This window comes from Weizmannia sp. FSL W8-0676 (assembly GCF_038593015.1).
Classification (GTDB): domain Bacteria; phylum Bacillota; class Bacilli; order Bacillales; family Bacillaceae_C; genus Weizmannia; species Weizmannia coagulans.
Window position 1 is genome coordinate 1518736 of record NZ_CP151954.1, and the last position, 19820, is coordinate 1538555.

The window sequence follows — 19820 nt, forward strand, 5'->3', positions numbered from 1 at the left end:
TGCCCGGCAGTCTCAGACTGTCGGGCAAATTCATTCTATATTGAAAACGCTTTCCACATTCGATTATAATAGAAAAGAACATCACGACTTTCTTCCTGATGCGCAATTTTCTATGATGAGTCGGAGGGATGAAAGATGGCTGTATGTTATTGGAATACGTGGAAAAAGTTTGTCCAGGAAGGGATATTGGATTCTGGGAGAATCAACAACCGGATCGCTGAATCGTGGTACCGCTGTAAAAAACGGGATGTGAACCCCTATTTGCGGAAAGGGCAGCATATCCTGCCGGTTGAAAAACTATTGGCACACCGGGAAAGGCATAAAGATTTTTTAAATATTGCCGAACGCCATGTGAAAAAGATGGAGCCTGTGTTTCAGGAAGCCGGCATGATGGCGCTCCTGATTGATCCTTGCGGGCATGTGCTGTCCGTATCAGGAAACCGGAAAACCATTTTTGAAGCGCAAAAAATTAATTTTGTCGAAGGGGTTTGCTGGACAGAAGAGCGGGTCGGCACGAATGCGATCGGCACTGCGCTTGAGACGGGGGAAGCTGTGATGGTGAACGGCCCTGAGCATTTTTCGGTTGCCTCCCACAGTGGAGCTGTGCGGCTGCGCCGGTTTACGACAGCCAAAGGAATCTTGTTGGCGTCATGGACTTAACATGCCCGTATACCGAATCCCACCCTTTCATGCTCGCCATGGTTTCATCGCTCGCTTATACAGCAGAGCAGGAAATGGTACGCCTGGCAAAAAGCCGGCATGAACGTTTCATCCAAAAGGCTGTTGAACTTTCGGACCAGTACGGGGACCGGTTACTCGCCATTATGGATGAAGAAGGAAAAACCGTGGCGGCAAGCCGGCCGCTCCGGAAGAAATTGCCGGATTATTTTGGCAGAACGATTGAAGAATTGACCTCCCAAACGGATACCATTGTAAACCAATCCATTCCATTGCCTTCCAGCCGGGAAAAAATCGGCACTTGTTTCCTTTTATCTGAAAATAAAAATCTTTCTGGTACCCTTCTTCCAAAAGAAAGGTTCGTCTTCCGCGGCGTCACCGGCATAAGCAAAAGTTTTCAGGAAACGTTGCGCAAAGCCCGGATTGCCTCCCTTTCTGATACCACTTGTTTTATCACGGGTGAGACTGGGACAGGAAAGGAGCTGGTCGCACGTGCCATCCATGAAAACAGTAGCCGGAAAAACGGCCCGTTTATTGCCGTCAATTGCGGGGCTGTGCCGAAAGAATTAATGGAAAGCGAGTTTTTCGGTTATGCCGACGGGGCGTTTACCGGCGCAAAACGGGGCGGCCATAAAGGAAAATTCGAGCAGGCCCATGGCGGCACCTTATTTCTTGACGAAGTGGCCGAGCTGCCGCCTGCCATGCAAACGGCGTTGCTCCGCGTCCTGCAGGATAGAAAAGTTGTGCCGGTCGGTGCCACAAAAGAAGTGGCTGTGGACGTCCGGATCATTGCCGCGACCCACAAGGATTTGCCGAAGCTCGTCAAAGAAGGGAAGTTCCGTGAAGATTTGTTTTACCGCCTGTATGTTTTTCCCGTCCGCCTTCCTGCCTTGCGCGAAAGAAAAGAAGACTTGCCTGCTTTGATTCAGTATATCGGCAGGAAAAAAAATCAAGACTTCGAAATCCCGCCGGCGGTTTTGAAAAAAATGCAGGATTATCATTGGCCCGGCAATATCCGCGAACTGATGAATGTGATCGAAAATGTGCGGCTGCTTGCACTGGCCGGTGAAGAAGAAGTGGAACGGTATGTGGACGAATATGTTTCCAGAGAGACCGGGCTTAACGGCAAAGAAAAACAGGACGCGCCGCTGACCCCGCGGGAAGCGATTGAGCGCGATATGATCCTGGAAGCTTTGAAACATACGAAAGGAAATGCGGCGGCAGCGGCGAAAATGCTGGATATTCCGCGCAGCACATTTTACAGGAAACTGCGGAAATACGGCTTGTAACGATTGAATGCTAGGTTTCAGGGTATAGAAAAAATATCATCTTGGAACCGGGTGGTTATGTTGTTGGATACCGTATGGAAAGCATTCTCGGACATTCATCTTTTTCGTTTTGCGCTGGGTACGGCAGTGCTGCTTGTTGCCGGCAAGCTGCTGAAGTGGACGGTATCGGTTGCAGCCAAAAGGAACCGCCGGCTGCAAAAAACGGTAGTGCCGGCGGTTTATTCGATTACAAACTGGGCTTGTTTATACGGTGTGCTGATGATTTTCCTGTTTGATTTCTCCAATAACAGGTGGTTGTTTTACCCGCTTTATTCCAAAGGCGGGCTTGATGTCACGCCGTTTTTGCTGATTGTCGCTTTAATGATTGTCACACTCGCGCACCGGCTTGTGAAGCTTCTGACAAAATATGTGCTTTCAACCGTTTATGACCATTACCACGTTGACCGCGGGCTCGGGTATACATTTAACCGCCTCATTTATTATACCGTCATGATTGCTGCACTTTGTATCAGCTTTACAACGGTCGGCCTTGACCTGTCCGCACTCGGGGCGGTTTTAGGCGTAATCGGGATCGGGCTCGGCTTCGGCATGCGCAACATCGCGGCAAACTTCGTATCCGGGATCATCATTTTATTTGAACGTCCGATTGAAGTCGGGGAAACGGTTGAAATCAATGAGGAAACCGGCAGAGTGGAAAAAATCAATCTCCGTGCCACGACGGTCCGGCTCGATAAAAGCGGCACGCTGATTGTCCCGAATCAATATTTTATTGAACAGGTCATTAAAAACCGGACGACGGAAAAGCCTTCTGCCTCCATCCAGGTCAGCGTCAGTTCCGGAATGGATACAAAAAAGGTGGAAAAGCTGCTGCACCAGGCTTTTGAAATAGTGAAAGAAGCAGATCACAGTCTGGCGCCGGATACGACTGCGTCTGTAAAGCTGATCCGGCTGCGGAGCCATAGCTTTGATTTTCTTGTAGAGATCCCGCTTTTGCCGGGCAGCCAGAAAGACGGGATTGAAAATGAAATGCGCCATGTGATCGTCCGGCTGTTCCGCGAAAACGGCATTGAATTTGCAAAAGAACCGATCGAACAGGTGATTTTGCGTGACAGTTGAGGCCAACCCAAAAAAGCAGGCACTTTTTGCGCCATCTGCCTTATTGGCGGCATTATGCGTATGATTAAAAAAAGTGAAAAAATTTGCCCCCGCCCCTCCGAAAAGTTATCCTTATAGAAGGAGGGGATGGATTTGGCAAGTTTTACGGAAAAAAAGGATTCGTGCGACTTCACGAAAGTGGCGGAAAATGTGTGGAAACTGGTCGTCCGTTTTCCGTTTGGCATGCGGGAGGTCAATTGCTATCTTTTTAAAGGGGAAAAAGGGTACACCATTGTGGACACAGGGGACTGCCATGAAACGGCGAAGGAAACATGGAACAAAGTGCTGGCATCGGTTTTTCCCATTGAAAAAATTGTGCTGACACATTCGCATCCCGACCATCTCGGGCTTGCGAAATGGCTGAAAGAAAAATACAGCGTGCCTGTTTTCATGTCCGATTTAAGCTTTCAGGCCATGCAGGAAACAAAGGCCCGTTTTGCCGCTTCACATGATAAATACGAAGCGGTTTTGCAAAAACATGGCGGGCCGGCTTTGCCGAAACGGAATTTTGCTCGGGAGATCCCGAAATATGATTTTGAACCGGACGGGCTTTTTAAAAATGGCGAACAGGTCCTGCTCGGGGATGATCCTTACGAAGCGATCCGGACGCCGGGCCATGCGCCGGACCATTTTTGTTTTTACAATCGCAAAGAGCAAATACTGGTGCTCGGAGACCATGTGTTAAAAGACTTGTCCCCCATTGTTGCCGCCTGGTCTGAAAACGACAAAAACCCGCTTGGGGATTATTTTGATTCGCTCGACCGGATTAAAGACCTCCCTGCCAAAGTGGCGCTTCCGGGGCACGGCGGGCTGATCGGCAATGTAAAGGCGCGGGCGGAAAGCATCCGGATGCGCCATGAGCACAGGCTCAAGCAAATGACCATGTCGCTTCAGGAAGGGGAGAAAACAGCGGCGCAAATCTGCCGGGATACTTACGGCGATGTCGCATTAAAGCAATTTTTTGCGCCGTTTATGGCAACGATTACAAGATGCCTTTATCTGGAATCCGCCGGGAAAATTTCGAGCCGGCTGGAGAATGGTAAAATTTTATATTTTTTGCCCTGATATGCCCGCATCTGCTTCAGTTTAAGAAGCAGATGATTTTTTTGCGACGAAGGAACAGGCGTGCAGCAGGCAAACCGAAACCGGATGCGCGGATTTGCGTATCGGCAAGGCTTTAGGCGGGCGATAAATATAGGGCAAGCGGCAAACCGGGCTGACGTTTTCCCTACATATATAGGAATTGGCCTTGGAAGGTTCGGAATATATAATCAGTTGTGAAAGCTATCTTTACAAAAAGTCCTACGGTGTGATGTCAAGGGTTAAAAACAAGTGAATTGGAAATTTTGTTGGCTCTATGTCATAAAAATGGCAATACTGAACTAAGCCTCCAGATAATTGGAATAATCTGGAAGTTTTCAAGTTCAGGCTATCGATGATGGTTACCTGGTTACCTCATCGCGTCACCTTCTTTTTCGGCGCATAAATTTGATCGTTGCGGAGCAGCGCATCGATCAGGCGCACCAGTTTTCTTGCCGTTAAGACGAGGGCGCGTTTGTGTGAGTGCTTATGCACCTCACGATATTTCTTTTGGTAAAAGGCGCGGTACTCAGGTTCGTGTCGCCGGACCAGATTGGCAGCCTCAACCAGGTAATACCGGAGATAACGATTGCCTGTACGCGCAAGCATTTTGTCATCAGCCTCAAAATCACCCGATTGGTGGCGGGGCCAGAACAATCCGGCAAATTTTGCGATCGCGGCTTGGTCGTCAAAGCGCTCAATGTCGCCGATTTCAGCGAGAATCCCAGCACAGCTCACCGGGCCTATTCCCGGAATGGTCTGGAGGGTATTCGGGATTCCATCAAGAACGCGGGCAATCGCCTTATCCAAATCCTTGATTTGGCGTTTAAGATGCCGGATGATCTCAATAGAACTGCCCAGGACCAAGTCAATCGAATCCTCCACACATTTAGAAAGCCGGTAAGAGGACCGGGCAGCTTTTTGGATGGATGCGGCCAAATCCTCGGGATCGCTAAAGCGGCCATGGCCTTTGGTCTGGAGATACATCGCTAAGTCCTCCAGAGGCATTTGGGCAATTTCATCGAGGCTATAGGCCTCAAGCAAAAATTCCGTTATGGCATGGCCGAAGACCGATGTATCCACTTCAAGGTTAAAGGCACTGAATTTGAAAAACAGATGATTCAAAAATACCTGTTGTTCCCGGGTTAAACTTTGAATCAGGTGATAGCGCATCCGTGTTAACCGTTGAAGGGCAAGGTATTGTTCTGACTGAATCACGGATTTCGGCAATCTCCCGAAACGCAAGCGGTCCGCAATTACCCAGGCATCTTTGGGATCGGTCTTGTCCATCTCGGCATAAGCCTTTTTGAAATTTCTCACCAGCTTCGGATTCAGGGTAAACACCTTTGTACGACGCTGTTTCAGCTCGGGATCTTCATGGAAAAACATTGCCGGGTGCCAACTATACACAGATGTGGCCTCCATGGCGATCTGGATGGTGTCATCCGCCTCCGCATGTTGGAGGATGGTGTCTCTTAACTCAGAGGCACCGGGAAGATTGTTTGTCACCGTTTGGGTGGCTAACGTTTCCCCCATTCCATCCATCAGGCAGGCATCGAGGTTTTTGGAGCTCACGTCAATACCGACAAATAAGGGCATATGATTTCCTCCTCTCTGTATTGGGATCGATGGAATCGGACGCTTCGGGATATCCCCAGATGGCTTGCCGATCTGTCAGCCTCGCGTATGAGAACTCATCCGGGCCGTGGGCTGCCTGGAACTGCTCATTTCCAGCACGGAGATCCGGAGGAACGGCCTACGGGTTAGACGTTCAAGCAAGAACCTGGGGATGCAGACTTTTCGAGTAGTCAGGCTACAAGGAGGGGAAGCATTGACCCAAACGATCCTAAGACCATTATCCGGGAACATCGCGAAGCGTCCAAGTCCGAACTTGTATTCCGGGCTCGCCCGGAATACAAAATCTTATATTCACTTGTCAATGAGCAGCAGAATGAACTGGAAATTGACATCCACTTTGGATTTAAACTTATTATACGAGGAGGAACCGCATGGAAACCGTTGACGAAATTTTTCAAACCATTGATGCTGCCTTGAAGAAAGATCCTTCCCGGTCACAAGGAATGAACGCGGTATACCAGTTTAACTTAAGCGGGGAAGAAGAAGGGGCTTACCATGTCGTTATGCGCCCGGAAGGCAGTTACGCCGGGGCGGGAGAAGCGGAGGATCCGAATTGTACGCTCTCTCTGTCATCCGCTGACTTTAAAAAACTGGTGCAAGGCAAAATGAACGGCACGACGGCTTTTTTAACCGGCAAACTCCGGCTGAAAGGGGATATGGGGCTGGCTTTGCGGCTGCAGGACGTTTTGTTGGCATATAACGCTTCGTGATGGAAGCAAAAGAAGCGAAAGGAGGGCAAAATGATTTCATACAAACGGCGGAAGCTGCGAAACACCTGTGAAAATGTCTTCTTTCCCGCTTTTCCGGCACGTGCCGGCCCGGGCAAAAAAAGCTGGCATGCTGGCAAAAGCAAATTGATTGACTCAATTCACCAGGATCGCCACAGTTTTGCCGGATTTTTCGCCATTATGTGAAATTCTTTCCCATTCTGTTGCTGCTTTTTCATACGCTTGTTTTGTCCGTTCGTCAAAGCAAACCATCCAAACTTCCTGGACGGAGCCGGAAGTTTCAAGGAATGTGCAAATGGTGCGGACAGCGATCCGGGCAGCCGCATCCACCGGGTAATGGTAAACGCCGGTGCTGATGGAAGGAAAGGCAACCGTCCGCAGCCCTTTCGATTCAGCGAGGCGCAGGCTGTTTTGGTAACTGTTTTCCAATAATTCGGCTTCATGATGGCCGCCTCCCTGCCAGACGGGGCCGGGCGTATGAATGACGTATTTTGCCGGGAGCCGGTATCCTTTCGTTATCTTTGCTTCGCCGGTCGGGCATCCGTTCAATTTCCGGCATTCCTCCAGGAGCCCGGGCCCTGCTGCCTTGTGGATGGCCCCGTCCACGCCGCCGCCGCCAAGCAGTGTTGTATTCGCCGCATTCACGATGGCGTCCGTTTTGGCTTTTGTAATATCGCCAAGCACGATTTTAAAAGACTTCATCCCCATCATCTCCGTTTCTGTTCTTTGTTTTATTTTAGCACAGGAAGAGGCTGATGTTTAAATGCCGGTATAGTTTGTATGTGTCAAGTTTTTCTCGACAAGGTTTAAATATCGGGTATTCCAAGACACTCTTTTTGTACACTTTCGGCTACCGTGCTTTACTTGCTCGGTGTAATTTTCGGAAAAGATGTAATATTTCCGTATAAAGATGGATAACGGGGATGTTGAGGCGCGCGAAATTCACTCGCTTTCCGCGGGCGGCCGGCGAGCCTCCTCGCTCGTACCTCGCTGCGGGGTCTCTCCTGGCTCGCTTTTCCCGCAGGAGTCTCGTAAATTTCGCGCGCCTCAACGATCAGTCCCCACTGAGCCAAGCTTAAAACGAAAGCTCTAATATTTTGCTTAAATGTCCCATTGCCGATGAACTGCTTGAATGCAGGGCAACTGATCCGTGCTTTACGCCCACTGACGGGCGTACAGGCTGCTTGAGTAGTTGAGACATCCTGATTAATTGTTTCAAGTTCCGTTGCTTTCTCTCGCTTCTTGAACGGTGTTTCAGATAGACTTCTCTCAATGTCCCATTGAGTATGCCTTGTTTGATTTTCACCATGGCTTCTGCGCCAAGTTCACTCCAATGCATGCCCCTTTTTTTCATCCTGAAGGAGATATGCCTTTGATTCGATTCCATCGCTCCTAGGCCTCTCGCACCTTCCGGCACGTTTTTCACCCTGTCTCTCCAGTCAAAAATGCGGTCCCAGTTTTTCAAGATATACGAACGGAATTCCTTGATTTTCTTGAGAGCCTTTTTATCCGTCAAGGTGCTTTCGTGCGTATCCAAATATAACGTGAATTGGTCCAGGTCATGCGTTCTAATCGCTTTTCTAATTTGCTCTTTGATCTCGCTCTTTCCGCCCCCGAATGTCCTTACGATGGCTTGTGCAACGTGGTAGGTATCCAGCTGGTTGAGCACCGGAAATTCCGACTGTGAGAATGCTGTTTGAAACCGTTCAGCTGTATACCCTGCACCTCCATCGCTGTTTGTAATGACATGCGCTTTTTCAAGAGAGTAGGTGTTGGCAGCTTTGGCTTGCACTTCATCCCAAAATGTCTGGATGGCTTCCGTTGTCATGATGACTGTGGGCTGACGCAGGGAGACCCTTTTACCATTGGTTTGCCATCCCTCATAGAGAATGGCGTGGTGGACTTCCATACTCTGTTTCTTTTTTAGTCCCCGAACGAATACACCATCTGCTTCAGAAAACAGGTAGTCTACCTTCTTCCCCTCAGGCAGGGAAACAGCTATTTCTAGCTCTTCTACAAGTGCCTTATCGGCTTCCGCCTGAGTTTTCCCTACGTGTTTTACCATGTTCCCTACAGTTGTGTGACTAAGGCTCACTGCTGTCCATTCTTTTAAAATATCAGCTACCTCCCGATAGGTGTTCTCACTTGCCAACTCTGCCACCTTTAATTCCACTAACGGGCTGTATCGTTGGTATGGTAAAAGCCCTAACCATTCATCCAGAGGATAATGTGAATTCCCTTTCTGGTCATGCATTAGTGAACGTTTAAAGGTCACATTTCCAAATAAAAACTGAATGCTTCTGTTATCACTCCGGCAGTACTCCCAACCATCCTCCAGCTTTTTCTGCTTAATTGTTTTATCTAACGTCTCAAATATTTCCCCAACCCATTGCGTAAAGGCATTCTGAATCAGAATTTTAACTTGTTCTTCAAATTCAATAAGACTTTTTGTATCCTTTAATAATCTAGCAATTATTGATATAATATCCATAGGAAGACCTCTTTCTAAATGTATTCGCCCACAAGCGTACATTTAAATGATAGAGCGTCTTCCCATTTTTTTCCACTCATCTGCCCTTCGAGTAAAATTTTACACATACGTATAGTTTCATACCCCCCTATCCATACTTTAATTATAAAAAGAAACGGAGGTTGTGATATGGATGCAAGACGTGCGCAGGAAATTATGAACGTGCCGGAAATGGTGACGGTCACCTTGAATGGGGAAAGGATTTACATCGAGCACGTTGACCGGCAGGAAGAAACGGCAACGGTGCATACCCTTGACCATCCGGATAAAAAAATGAGCGTTCCCGTCAACTTTTTGCTGGAACATTAAAACCGCTTTTGAGCGGTTTTTTTCGGTTGACAGCGAAAATACAAACATTTAGAATTTTAGATATGAACGGATTTTCACGGGAGAGGGGTTTGGCCAAATGAATCTGGAAAACAGCACAGCCATTGTAACCGGCGGGGCATCAGGACTCGGGGAAGCAACGGTGAGAAAATTGGTGGAAAGCGGCGCGGAGGCGGTTGTTTTTGACCTTCAGCAGGAAAAAGGGGCAAAATTGGAGCAGGAACTAAAAGGCCGTGTCCGCTTTTTCCAAACGGATGTAACCGACGAGAAAAGTGTCCAATATGCCCTGGAACAAATTGAAAGCGTTAACATTCTGGTGAATTGTGCCGGCATCGGAGCGGCGAAAAAAACATACGGCAAAAGCGGCGCCCATGATCTTGCCTCTTTCCGGAAAGTGATTGAGGTGAACCTGATTGGCACTTTTAATGTGATCCGGCTTGCCGCTGAAAAAATGGCACAGAACAGCCCGAACGAGGAAGGGGAAAGAGGGCTGATCATCAATACAGCCTCGGTTGCCGCTTTTGAAGGGCAGATCGGGCAGGCGGCGTACAGCGCGTCAAAAGGCGGCATTGTCGGGATGACACTTCCGGTTGCCAGGGATCTTGCCGGGCTTGGCATCCGTGTTGTCACGATTGCACCGGGTGTATTTGAAACGCCGCTTTTTGCTTCTTTGCCGGAAAAAGCAAGGGATGCGCTTGGCAAAATGACGCCGTTTCCTCCCCGTCTCGGACGGCCGGCGGAGTATGCGCAGCTTGTCCAAAGCATTGTCCTGAACCCGATGCTGAACGGGGAAACGATCCGCCTTGACGGTGCGATCCGGATGCAGCCGAAGTAATGGGTGTGAGCTGGCGCTGGAAAAATCCGCCGGTAGGCAGATGCGGGAAACATATCTGAAACCGCACGTGCCCGGCGGATTGGGCCGGTTGCTTAACGGGTCGATAAAAACAGTCCGGGCCGGGCACCATTTTCAAAAGAGTCCCGTGCAAATGCGAGACTAAGACAGGAAATACGGGTTTACAAGCGGAATCGCAGTTTAAAAACGCAGGGTATAAGATGAATGGAAAATTTTTATGGTGAGGGGAATGCGGATGCGGGAAGCGGTCATTATAGAAGCGGTTCGGACACCCGTTGGAAAGCGGAACGGATTATTAAGCGGGATCCGGGCAGAAGAGCTGGCGGCGAAAGTTTTACAGGAAGTGGTCGAACGGGCGGGGATATCTCCGGATATGGTGGAAGATGTGATCATGGGCTGTGTTTCCCAGGTCGGGGAACAGGCGTCTGATATTGCGCGGCAGGCAACGTTGATCGCAGGATTTCCGATTGAAGTGCCCGGCGTTACCATTGACCGCCAGTGCGGATCCAGTCAGCAGGCGGTGCATTTTGCAGCTCAGGCGGTTCTCTCCGGCGATATGGATGTGGTGATTGCAGGCGGGGTTGAGAGCATGTCACGCGTTCCGATCGGGTCCAACAGGAGCGGCGTACAATTTAGCAAGGTACTCACAGCAAAATACAACATGATCCATCAAGGGCTGTCCGCGGATTTGATTGCGGAAAAGTGGGGCATCAGCCGTGAAAAGATGGACCATTATGCGTTGGAAAGCCATAGGCGTGCATTGCAAGCGCAAAAAGAAGGGCGTTTTGACAGGGAGATCATGCCGGTTGAAGCGGAACAGCCGGATGGCATAGCCGTATCGGTTGTGAAAGACGAAGGCCCGCGTGCAGATACATCGGTTCAAAAATTGGCCGCGCTGAAACCGGCTTTTCAGGAAGACGGGCGTATCACGGCAGGTAATGCGAGCCAGATTAGCGACGGGGCAGCTGCCGTTTTAATCATGTCCCGCACAAAAGCAGAGTCATTCGGCCTGAAGCCGCGATTCCGTATTCTCGCCCGGGCCGTTGTCGGGTCCGATCCGACACTGATGCTGACGGGGGTGATCCCGGCTACGGAAAAAGTGCTGCACCAGGCGGGCCTTTCGATTGATGATATAGATGTATTTGAAGTGAACGAGGCATTTGCTTCCGTACCGCTTGCCTGGCTTTTAGAAACCGGCGCCAGTCCGGAAAAACTGAACCCGAACGGCGGTGCGATTGCGCTTGGCCATCCGCTTGGCGCAAGCGGGGCGCGGCTTATGACAACGATGGTGCACGAACTGGAACGAACAAACGATCGTTACGGCTTGCAAACCATGTGCGAAGGTTATGGGATGGCAAACGCGACGATTATTGAGCGATTGGATTAAAAACATGTTGTCTCCGGCTGCAGGCAGGAAAGGACCGCCGCAGCCGGCGCTTTACTGCGGCAAACGGAAAAACCGGGTTTTTCGAACAGGAGGAGTAAAAATGTTTGTAGGGCAACAGCTTAAATGGCATGCCATTCATCAACCGGACCATATCATCACGTCTTACCGGGGAAAGAAAACGACTTATGCCCAATTTTACCGGCAGTCGGTAAATGTCGCCGCTTTTTTCCAAAAAAAGGGATACAACAAAGGGGACATGATTGCCCTTTTTCTCCATAATTCCGATGCGCTGCTCATTGCCTATTATGCCTGCCAACTGGGTGGTTTTACAGCCATGCCTGTCAATACAAAATTGGCGCCGCCCGAAGTGCAGTATATTTTTCAGCACTCAGAAGCAAAAGCCCTCATCTATGATTCCCACTTGCTTCATATACTGCATGAAATTCCGCGCGAGTTCCATCAGTTCCAAGACCGCCTGGTGGTTGGCGGGGAAGACACATTCCGGGCTGTTGCCGGAGAAAATACTGATGCTTTTATGACTCCCCAAATAGAGGCAGATGATACTGCTGTCGTTTTTTATACATCCGGCACAACCGGCAGGCCAAAAGGCGTCATGCTGTCTGCCGCAAATGTCCGGGCAGCGGCGCAAATCTGGTCTGAGGCAATGGATTTAAACAGGGAAGACCGCGTGCATATTGTAACTCCGTTATTCCATTGCGCGGCATGCCATGTCTTTAGCATTCCATCCATCTACCGTGGCGGCACCATGATCATAGAAGAACAATTTTCCCCTGAGAAAACGCTTGAAACAATGGAAAAAGAAAAAGTTACTGTTTTCTTCGGGGTGCCGGCAATGTACAGTATCCTTCTCAATACGCCGAAAATGGCTCAAGTTGACCTTTCTTATTTGCGATTGTTCTGTTATGGCGCGTCTCCGATGCCGTATGAACGTGTGCGCCAGTTAAAAACGCGTTTTCCGAAAGTAAAAGTGCAAAATTTATACGGGCAGACCGAAAATGCACCGGCCGCTTCAACATTAATTGACCGTTTTGCTTTGGAAAAGGCCGGTTCGGTTGGCAAAGCATTGCCGCAAACGGAAATTCAAGTGGTAGATGCGGGCGGTTCACCTGTTCCCGCCGGGGAAGTAGGCGAAATCATTGTTAAAGGGCCGCAAGTCATGAAAGGATATTTGAAAAATGAAGAAGAAACGCGGAGGGTATTGCAAAACGGCTGGCTTTACAGCGGGGATTTGGGCCGTTTCGATGAAGCCGGTTTTCTCTATTTAGTTGACCGTAAAAAAGATATGTTAATCCGCGGGGGAGAAAATGTTTATCCGGTGGAAGTGGAGGAAGTGCTATATGAAATGCCGGAAATTTTGGAAGCGGCAGTGGTCGGCATTCCGCATGAAATATACGGGGAAGTGCCAAAAGCCTATATTGTCGTGAAAAAAGGCGAAACACTGACAGAAGAAAAAGTGCTCGCCCATTGTTCGGGGAAACTTGCAAAATATAAATGGCCGGCCGAAATGGAATTTTTACAAGCACTTCCACGAAATGCGAGCGGAAAAGTTTTAAAACACGTTTTGCGAAAACAAATCTCCGGGGTATAAGGCAAACAGTACGGCAGCAAAAAATCCCCATTTTGAGAAAAGGCGCCCATGCCGTTTGGGAAAAGCGGAATGCTGGCAATTCGCCGGTATTTTTTTGCGTAATTTGTTTCAATAACACTATGTGCTAAAAGATAAATAAATTTTTCATTTCAACCAATTGTTTAAATGTTCACCATTCTATTGCCAGCTGTAAAAAAAATAGCCGGATACGCGGATGGATATAAAACGCATTTCCATTTTATGGAAAAATGAAAGTGTTTTGGAACAAATCAAAATACACAGTGTGCTAAAAACACAATAAAACAAAAAACCTGCAATTAAAATAACATACGTTCGAGCGTTATTTTTTGTGTGCTGCCGGCACATTTTACTATAATGGAAGAAAAAGGGGTGAGCAGCATGGCGGAAAAGCGGCAGAGGGAGAGTACCGGCTTTTTAATCAAACAGCGCGCCTTTTTGAAACTTTATATGATCACCAATATTGAAAACGGGCGCTGGTACGGGCTGCAGCTTTTGGATGAACTGAAAAAAGAATTTAAGCCGCTCGGTTTCGAACCGCAGCATTCCGAAATCTACCGGGCGCTTCATGAACTGGAAGATGAGGAGCAAATTTTAACCAAAATAAAAGTAAAACCGGACGGAGCAAAAAGAAAAGAGGTTGTTGTATACAAAATTAAAGACATGGAAAAAGCAAAAGCGTACAAAAAACTTGTCAAGGCTGATTTGGAACGGTGCGAGCAGCTTTTGCAAAAAGCGCTCCGGGATAATTTTTCATAAAAAAAGCCGGGTGTTCCGGCTTTTTTAATTCACTGTTAAAACGGACGCCCCTTATACTTGATCGATCACCCCGAGCATTTCCAAACCATGGTAAATGCCGGATTCGGTAACGCTTGTCGTCCGGTGTTTTGCATAAGCAAACAGTCCGGGGTTGCTGTTTGCCATCGCAAAACTTTCGCCGACCACCTGCAGCATTTCTTTATCGTTCATGCCGTCCCCGAATGCAACGGCTTTTTCTTTTGGAATGCCAAGGATATCAAGAGTTTTGGCTACAGCCATTCCTTTATTCACTTTATCAAGAATGACGTCGTAACAATGCCTGAATCCGTCAATGTTGACCTGGGATAAATGCAGGCCGGGCAAATCCGCATACAATGCCGCGCCGTTTCCCCGGACATTTACAAGCGTAATGCCCAATATTTGATCATGTGCTTCCGGTGTAAAAGGGGCGTTTTGGCGAAGGTGGATTTTTTTATAAAACTTTCCACTTCAGGCACATCAAAAGAAGTGATAAAGTTTTGCCGGTCCGTATACAAAACGACTTCATGGCCGTGCTTTTCAGCAATGGCAATAAATTTGTCCACAATTTTTGGGTCCATTACCGTTTTAAAAAGGTTTTTTCCTTTATAAACAGCAAGCGTGCCATTATAGCCGATTGCGGATTGAATATCCAGTTCGTCCATCAGCCATGAAATTTCATGAAGCGGCCTCCCGGTTGCCAGAAAGACTTCCATTCCGTACCTTTTTGCCTTGGCCACAGCCTGCTTTGTTGAAGGCTGGATCGTATCTTCCGGTGTCAAAATCGTTCCGTCCACATCTAAAAAAAGTGCTTCATAGTGTCCCATCATTTCGCTCCAGTATGTATGATTTTTCACTTTTACTTTACCACAAATAAAAATGAATGTGAAAAAAACTTCGCTATTGTTGTTTGTCTGCCAATCTTCATGCTATCATGGAAGCATATGGTTACAGAATATAAAAATGACGGGGTGCTTGAAAACATGAATAAAGGGAACAGTCCATCTTACCAACCGAAAAGTGATAAGAATTTTACGGCGCTGATTATCACCGTTTCCCTTATAGCAAATATCATCATTTTACTGCTCTTTTTTACGAACATCGGTTACAAGGGAAAAGTAGGATTTGATATTTATATTTTGCCGAGGCTGAACGCCGTTTTTAATAGCTTTACGTTTATTTTTCTGGTCTGCGCGCTCATTGCCATTAAACGGAAAAATATCAATGTGCACAGAGGATTTGTTCTGGCTGCTTTCGCGTCAACGTTTTTGTTTTTGCTTTCTTACTTGACGTTCCATTATCTTTCGCCTGAAACGGCAAGATACGGCGGGGAAGGGGCAATCCGGGCCATCTATTTCTTTATCCTCATTACCCACAGTTTTCTCGCGGCCATCATTGTTCCGCTTGCCTTGTTCGCGCTTGTGTGGGGATGGACGATGCAGGTGAAAAAGCATAAAAAAATTGTCCGCTGGGCGATGCCAATCTGGCTTTATGTCAGCCTCACCGGCGTTATCGTTTACTTGATGATGGCGCCGTATTATTAAACAACACTGCACCAACCGCCGGCCCGGTTGGTGTTTTTCAATGTAACTTTTGTCATAAATTCTTGTTTTTTATCGAAAATAGAGGGCCGGACATGTATAATAATAGAGAACAGGAAGAAGAGTTTTTGAAGGAGGGATACATATTTGATGGTCTGGACATTAGCAATTTTATTTGCGGTATCCGTTGTGTTGCTGATCATTTCCATCTTTAAAACGCGGAACCGTGCGAAAGAGGAACAGCAGGAATTGGAAACGGTGCATTTGGCACTTATGGATGAAATCAATCATCTGAAAGACGGCATCCAGACGCTTGAACTGGAAATGGAAATTCTTGAAAAAGAAGCCGGCATCCAGCTTTCTGCCTTTGATAAACAGTTCAGGCTTGAAGTGCTGGATTTATATAAACGCAACTACTCTATTGAAAGCATTGCAGGAAAAAAACAAGTGACGCAAGCCGAAATTGAGGAAATCTTGGCCCCGTTTATGGCGGCGAAAAACGAAAGGAGCAAGGTTGCCGGTGGGAATGAATAAATTGAGCAGCTTTGCCGCAGGGATTTTGCTCGCCACGGCTGTAACAGGCGCCGTTTATTTTTCCGGAACAGGCAAAGCAGCGGACAATACGGCGAAAAAAAACAATACGGCTGAAACTGCAAAGCTCTCCAACAGCCAGATGAAGGACAAACTGGAGCAAGCAGGATATGTCGTTCAAACCAAGGCTGCATATGACAAAGATCTGGCCGATGCGAAGTCATCCGCCGGAAAATCTGCAAATACCAAAACCGTCAACCGGGTTGTATTCCAGGTAACGGATGGGATGACCAGCATTGATGTCGGCAGATTGCTTGAGAAAGCAAATATCGTGGATGATGCATTTAAATTCAGTAAAGACGTCGAAAAGAAGGGCATTGAGAACCATCTCCGCCCGGGCACTTATGTCGTGGACAGCACGATGAGTTACGATAAAGTGATTTCAACCATTTTTAAAAAATAATCATGCATCTTAAGCTGCCTACCGTACTGCGGATCGGGCAGCTTTTTTTATGCAGTATTTCCGGTTTACGAAATTTTCTCTGCAATAGTATGACTTTAAATGTTAAAATAAAGAAAACAAGGAGGGGAGACAACAGTGAGAAAGACGAAATTGGTGGTTGCAGGCGTCGGGCATGTCGGTTCGTATGTGCTTGCAAATGCGATGAAACTGGGCCTTTTTTCGGAAATTGCTGTACTGGATAAAAAGGAAGGGGTCGCATTCGGGGAAGCGCTCGATTGGAGGCATGCCACAGCACTTACATATATGCCAAACACAAGCGTGAAAGCAGGGGATTACTCGGAATGCGCCGATGCGGACGTCATTATTTGTGCAGCAGGGCCAAGCGTAATTCCATCGGAAAAAGACGAAATGCCGGACCGGTCAGGGCTTGCCAGGACGAATGCCGCCGTGGTGCGGGAAGTCATGGCAGGGATTACGAAATATACAAAAGAAGCTGTCATCATTTTTATTACAAATCCGCTTGATACGATTGTCTATATTGCTGAAAATGAATTTGGCTATCCGAAAGGGCGGATATTCGGAACAGGCACCATGCTTGACTCGGCCCGCCTCCGCCAGATTGTTGCCGAAAATTACGGCATTGATCCGAAAAGTGTAACGGGGTATATGATGGGCGAGCATGGGTTTACCGCATTTCCGGTTTTCAGCCGTTTAAATGTACAGGGATTCCGCGAAAAAGAACTGGATAGCGTGTTTAAAGGAAAAGAACCGTTGGACAGAGAAACGTTCAGACAAAAGGTGGTGAAAACCGCTTTTGATGTCCTGAATGGGAAAGGATGGACCAACGCCGGTGTCGCTGAGGCTGCAGTCACATTGGCAAAAGCAGTAATGCTGGATGAAAAAAGCATTTATCCGGTTTCCGCCACTTTGCACGGTCAGTACGGATATAACGGTGATGTCGCTTTAAGCATACCAAGTGTCATCGGCCGGGACGGGATCGAACAACAACTTGAAATTGAACTCGACGAACAGGAAACATCCTGGCTGCACGAATCGGCAAAATCGATTCAGCATACAATGGCATCGGTAAAAACCGGAAAATCGTATATTCGGTCTTGACCTGAAAGGTGTAAAAGGGCATGAAGAAAAGAAGGGTGTTGAGCATCGTCTCCGCCCGGGCACTTACGTCGCGGACAGCATAAGAGGATTGTATCGAGGTAGAATGTTTTAATTAGATGAATGCCGGATAGTGAACCTCTCATCACTATTCGGCATTTGTTAACATAAGAGGGGGATAAAGCCCCATACGAAAAAATAAGTTAGTTAACATAATATATAGTGAAGGGCTTAAAAATAGAATTATAGGAAGTTCTCATAATTTATCGTCTGAAATTTGATAAAACGAATAAAAAATGATAATTATCGTTCAATAAATACTTTAATAAATTTTAGCATAGTTTTTCTGGGATGTCTATTTTAAGAATGCCAGTTGTAAATAATAGTAAGTTTAACGTATTTCCTTGATGTATTGACACATTAAATGTAAAATTCATATAATGGAACCAATACATGATTATTTGATTAATTATTCATATATAATAGGAGTATATAAAAGTTCTGGTAGATTGTACACCAAGAACTTTGATGGATAAAGTCCTACGGTGTGATGTCAAGGGTTAAAAACAAGTGAATTGGAAATTTTGTTGGCTCTATGTCGTAAAAATGGCAATACTGAACTAAGCCTCCAGACAATTGGAATAATCTGGAAGTTTTCAAGTTCAGGCTATCGATGATGGTTACCTGGTTACCTCATCGCGTCACCTTCTTTTTCGGCGCATAAATTTGATCGTTGCGGAGCAGCGCATCGATCAGGCGCACCAGTTTTCTTGCCGTTAAGACGAGGGCGCGTTTGTGTGAGTGCTTATGCACCTCACGATATTTCTTTTGGTAAAAGGCGCGGTACTCAGGTTCGTGTCGCCGGACCAGATTGGCAGCCTCAACCAGGTAATACCGGAGATAACGATTGCCTGTACGCGCAAGCATTTTGTCATCAGCCTCAAAATCACCCGATTGGTGGCGGGGCCAGAACAATCCGGCAAATTTTGCGATCGCGGCTTGGTCGTCAAAGCGCTCAATGTCGCCGATTTCAGCGAGAATCCCAGCACAGCTCACCGGGCCTATTCCCGGAATGGTCTGGAGGGTATTCGGGATTCCATCAAGAACGCGGGCAATCGCCTTATCCAAATCCTTGATTTGGCGTTTAAGATGCCGGATGATCTCAATAGAACTGCCCAGGACCAAGTCAATCGAATCCTCCACACATTTAGAAAGCCGGTAAGAGGACCGGGCAGCTTTTTGGATGGATGCGGCCAAATCCTCGGGATCGCTAAAGCGGCCATGGCCTTTGGTCTGGAGATACATCGCTAAGTCCTCCAGAGGCATTTGGGCAATTTCATCGAGGCTATAGGCCTCAAGCAAAAATTCCGTTATGGCATGGCCGAAGACCGATGTATCCACTTCAAGGTTAAAGGCACTGAATTTGAAAAACAGATGATTCAAAAATACCTGTTGTTCCCGGGTTAAACTTTGAATCAGGTGATAGCGCATCCGTGTTAACCGTTGAAGGGCAAGGTATTGTTCTGACTGAATCACGGATTTCGGCAATCTCCCGAAACGCAAGCGGTCCGCAATTACCCAGGCATCTTTGGGATCGGTCTTGTCCATCTCGGCATAAGCCTTTTTGAAATTTCTCACCAGCTTCGGATTCAGGGTAAACACCTTTGTACGACGCTGTTTCAGCTCGGGATCTTCATGGAAAAACATTGCCGGGTGCCAACTATACACAGATGTGGCCTCCATGGCGATCTGGATGGTGTCATCCGCCTCCGCATGTTGGAGGATGGTGTCTCTTAACTCAGAGGCACCGGGAAGATTGTTTGTCACCGTTTGGGTGGCTAACGTTTCCCCCATTCCATCCATCAGGCAGGCATCGAGGTTTTTGGAGCTCACGTCAATACCGACAAATAAGGGCATATGATTTCCTCCTCTCTGTATTGGGATCGATGGAATCGGACGCTTCGGGATATCCCCAGATGGCTTGCCGATCTGTCAGCCTCGCGTATGAGAACTCATCCGGGCCGTGGGCTGCCTGGAACTGCTCATTTCCAGCACGGAGATCCGGAGGAACGGCCTACGGGTTAGACGTTCAAGCAAGAA

17 protein-coding genes and 2 pseudogenes are annotated in these 19820 nt (G+C 47.6%); 14 read left to right on the forward strand and 5 right to left on the reverse strand.

Going from position 1 to position 19820, the window contains the following annotated elements; genetic code table 11:
* The first annotated feature begins 135 nt into the window (after positions 1-135).
* The 3 genes and pseudogenes from NST20_RS07350 (at position 136) to NST20_RS07360 (ending at position 4187) form a co-directional block, all read left to right on the forward strand.
* Positions 136-1967, forward strand: a pseudogene (locus tag NST20_RS07350) (sigma-54-dependent Fis family transcriptional regulator).
* Positions 1968-2027: 60 nt separating this feature from the next.
* Positions 2028-3083, forward strand: coding sequence for a mechanosensitive ion channel domain-containing protein (locus NST20_RS07355; RefSeq protein ID WP_133537208.1), 1056 nt, complete (start codon positions 2028-2030; stop codon positions 3081-3083).
* Positions 3084-3209: 126 nt separating this feature from the next.
* Positions 3210-4187 carry an MBL fold metallo-hydrolase gene (locus tag NST20_RS07360; protein ID WP_235962321.1) on the forward strand — a complete coding sequence of 326 codons (978 nt, stop codon included), beginning with the start codon at positions 3210-3212 and terminating at the stop codon, positions 4185-4187.
* Between the two features lie 390 nt (positions 4188-4577).
* Here the strand turns inward: NST20_RS07360 and NST20_RS07365 are convergent, their stop codons facing one another.
* Positions 4578-5801 carry an IS110 family transposase gene (locus NST20_RS07365; protein WP_237349286.1) on the reverse strand — a complete coding sequence of 408 codons (1224 nt, stop codon included), beginning with the start codon at positions 5799-5801 and terminating at the stop codon, positions 4578-4580.
* Between the two features lie 232 nt (positions 5802-6033).
* On the opposite strand from NST20_RS07365, the gene NST20_RS07370 reads away from it, so the two are divergent.
* A complete protein-coding gene (locus tag NST20_RS07370; protein WP_340703571.1) occupies positions 6034-6225 on the forward strand; it encodes a hypothetical protein in 192 nt (63 codons plus the stop codon).
* Positions 6212-6550 carry an SCP2 sterol-binding domain-containing protein gene (locus NST20_RS07375; protein WP_013859365.1) on the forward strand — a complete coding sequence of 113 codons (339 nt, stop codon included), beginning with the start codon at positions 6212-6214 and terminating at the stop codon, positions 6548-6550. Before NST20_RS07370 ends, NST20_RS07375 begins: the two co-directional genes overlap by 14 nt.
* Positions 6551-6703: 153 nt before the next feature.
* On the opposite strand, the gene NST20_RS07380 is transcribed toward NST20_RS07375, so the two are convergent.
* Positions 6704-7270, reverse strand: coding sequence for an O-acetyl-ADP-ribose deacetylase (locus NST20_RS07380; protein WP_029142635.1), 567 nt, complete (start codon positions 7268-7270; stop codon positions 6704-6706).
* 373 nt (positions 7271-7643) lie between these two features.
* Positions 7644-9059, reverse strand: a complete 1416-nt coding sequence (locus NST20_RS07385; RefSeq protein WP_342399659.1) for an ISLre2 family transposase — start codon at positions 9057-9059, stop codon at positions 7644-7646.
* Between the two features lie 168 nt (positions 9060-9227).
* Between NST20_RS07385 and NST20_RS07390 the strand changes: the two genes are divergently transcribed.
* The 5 genes from NST20_RS07390 (at position 9228) to NST20_RS07410 (ending at position 14051) form a co-directional block, all read left to right on the forward strand.
* Entirely contained in the window at positions 9228-9407 is a 180-nt protein-coding gene (locus NST20_RS07390; protein WP_013859367.1) for an H-type small acid-soluble spore protein, read from the forward strand.
* Positions 9408-9504: 97 nt separating this feature from the next.
* Positions 9505-10260, forward strand: coding sequence for a 3-hydroxyacyl-CoA dehydrogenase (locus NST20_RS07395; RefSeq protein ID WP_017550389.1), 756 nt, complete (start codon positions 9505-9507; stop codon positions 10258-10260).
* A 253-nt stretch (positions 10261-10513) separates the two neighbouring features.
* Positions 10514-11665 (forward strand): thiolase family protein, encoded by a 1152-nt coding sequence (locus NST20_RS07400; RefSeq protein WP_342400342.1) that lies wholly within the window; start codon positions 10514-10516, stop codon positions 11663-11665.
* A 100-nt stretch (positions 11666-11765) separates the two neighbouring features.
* Complete coding sequence (locus tag NST20_RS07405) at positions 11766-13274, forward strand: long-chain-fatty-acid--CoA ligase (protein WP_328014322.1); 1509 nt, start codon at positions 11766-11768, stop codon at positions 13272-13274.
* Between the two features lie 399 nt (positions 13275-13673).
* On the forward strand, positions 13674-14051 hold the full coding sequence (locus tag NST20_RS07410) for a helix-turn-helix transcriptional regulator (RefSeq protein ID WP_017550391.1): 378 nt from the start codon (positions 13674-13676) through the stop codon (positions 14049-14051).
* Between the two features lie 51 nt (positions 14052-14102).
* Here the strand turns inward: NST20_RS07410 and NST20_RS07415 are convergent.
* A pseudogene (locus NST20_RS07415) lies at positions 14103-14896 on the reverse strand (HAD family hydrolase).
* Positions 14897-15052: 156 nt separating this feature from the next.
* Here NST20_RS07415 and NST20_RS07420 point away from each other — a divergent pair.
* The 4 genes from NST20_RS07420 to NST20_RS07435 all read left to right on the forward strand — a co-directional run bounded on the left by NST20_RS07420 (position 15053) and on the right by NST20_RS07435 (position 17723).
* On the forward strand, positions 15053-15613 hold the full coding sequence (locus NST20_RS07420; RefSeq protein ID WP_026104506.1) for a DUF420 domain-containing protein: 561 nt from the start codon (positions 15053-15055) through the stop codon (positions 15611-15613).
* Between the two features lie 147 nt (positions 15614-15760).
* Positions 15761-16144: a hypothetical protein gene (locus NST20_RS07425; RefSeq protein ID WP_013859374.1), complete on the forward strand. Its 384-nt coding sequence runs from the start codon at positions 15761-15763 to the stop codon at positions 16142-16144.
* Positions 16137-16604 (forward strand): aminodeoxychorismate lyase, encoded by a 468-nt coding sequence (locus NST20_RS07430; RefSeq protein WP_342400343.1) that lies wholly within the window; start codon positions 16137-16139, stop codon positions 16602-16604. The genes NST20_RS07425 and NST20_RS07430 overlap by 8 nt, the downstream gene beginning before the upstream one ends.
* A 135-nt stretch (positions 16605-16739) precedes the next feature.
* The gene (locus tag NST20_RS07435; RefSeq protein WP_342400344.1) at positions 16740-17723 is read left to right on the forward strand and encodes an L-lactate dehydrogenase; all 984 of its coding nucleotides are present in this window, start codon (positions 16740-16742) and stop codon (positions 17721-17723) included.
* A 690-nt stretch (positions 17724-18413) separates the two neighbouring features.
* Here the strand turns inward: NST20_RS07435 and NST20_RS07440 are convergent.
* Positions 18414-19637, reverse strand: coding sequence for an IS110 family transposase (locus tag NST20_RS07440; protein WP_237349286.1), 1224 nt, complete (start codon positions 19635-19637; stop codon positions 18414-18416).
* Positions 19638-19820 lie beyond the last annotated feature (183 nt).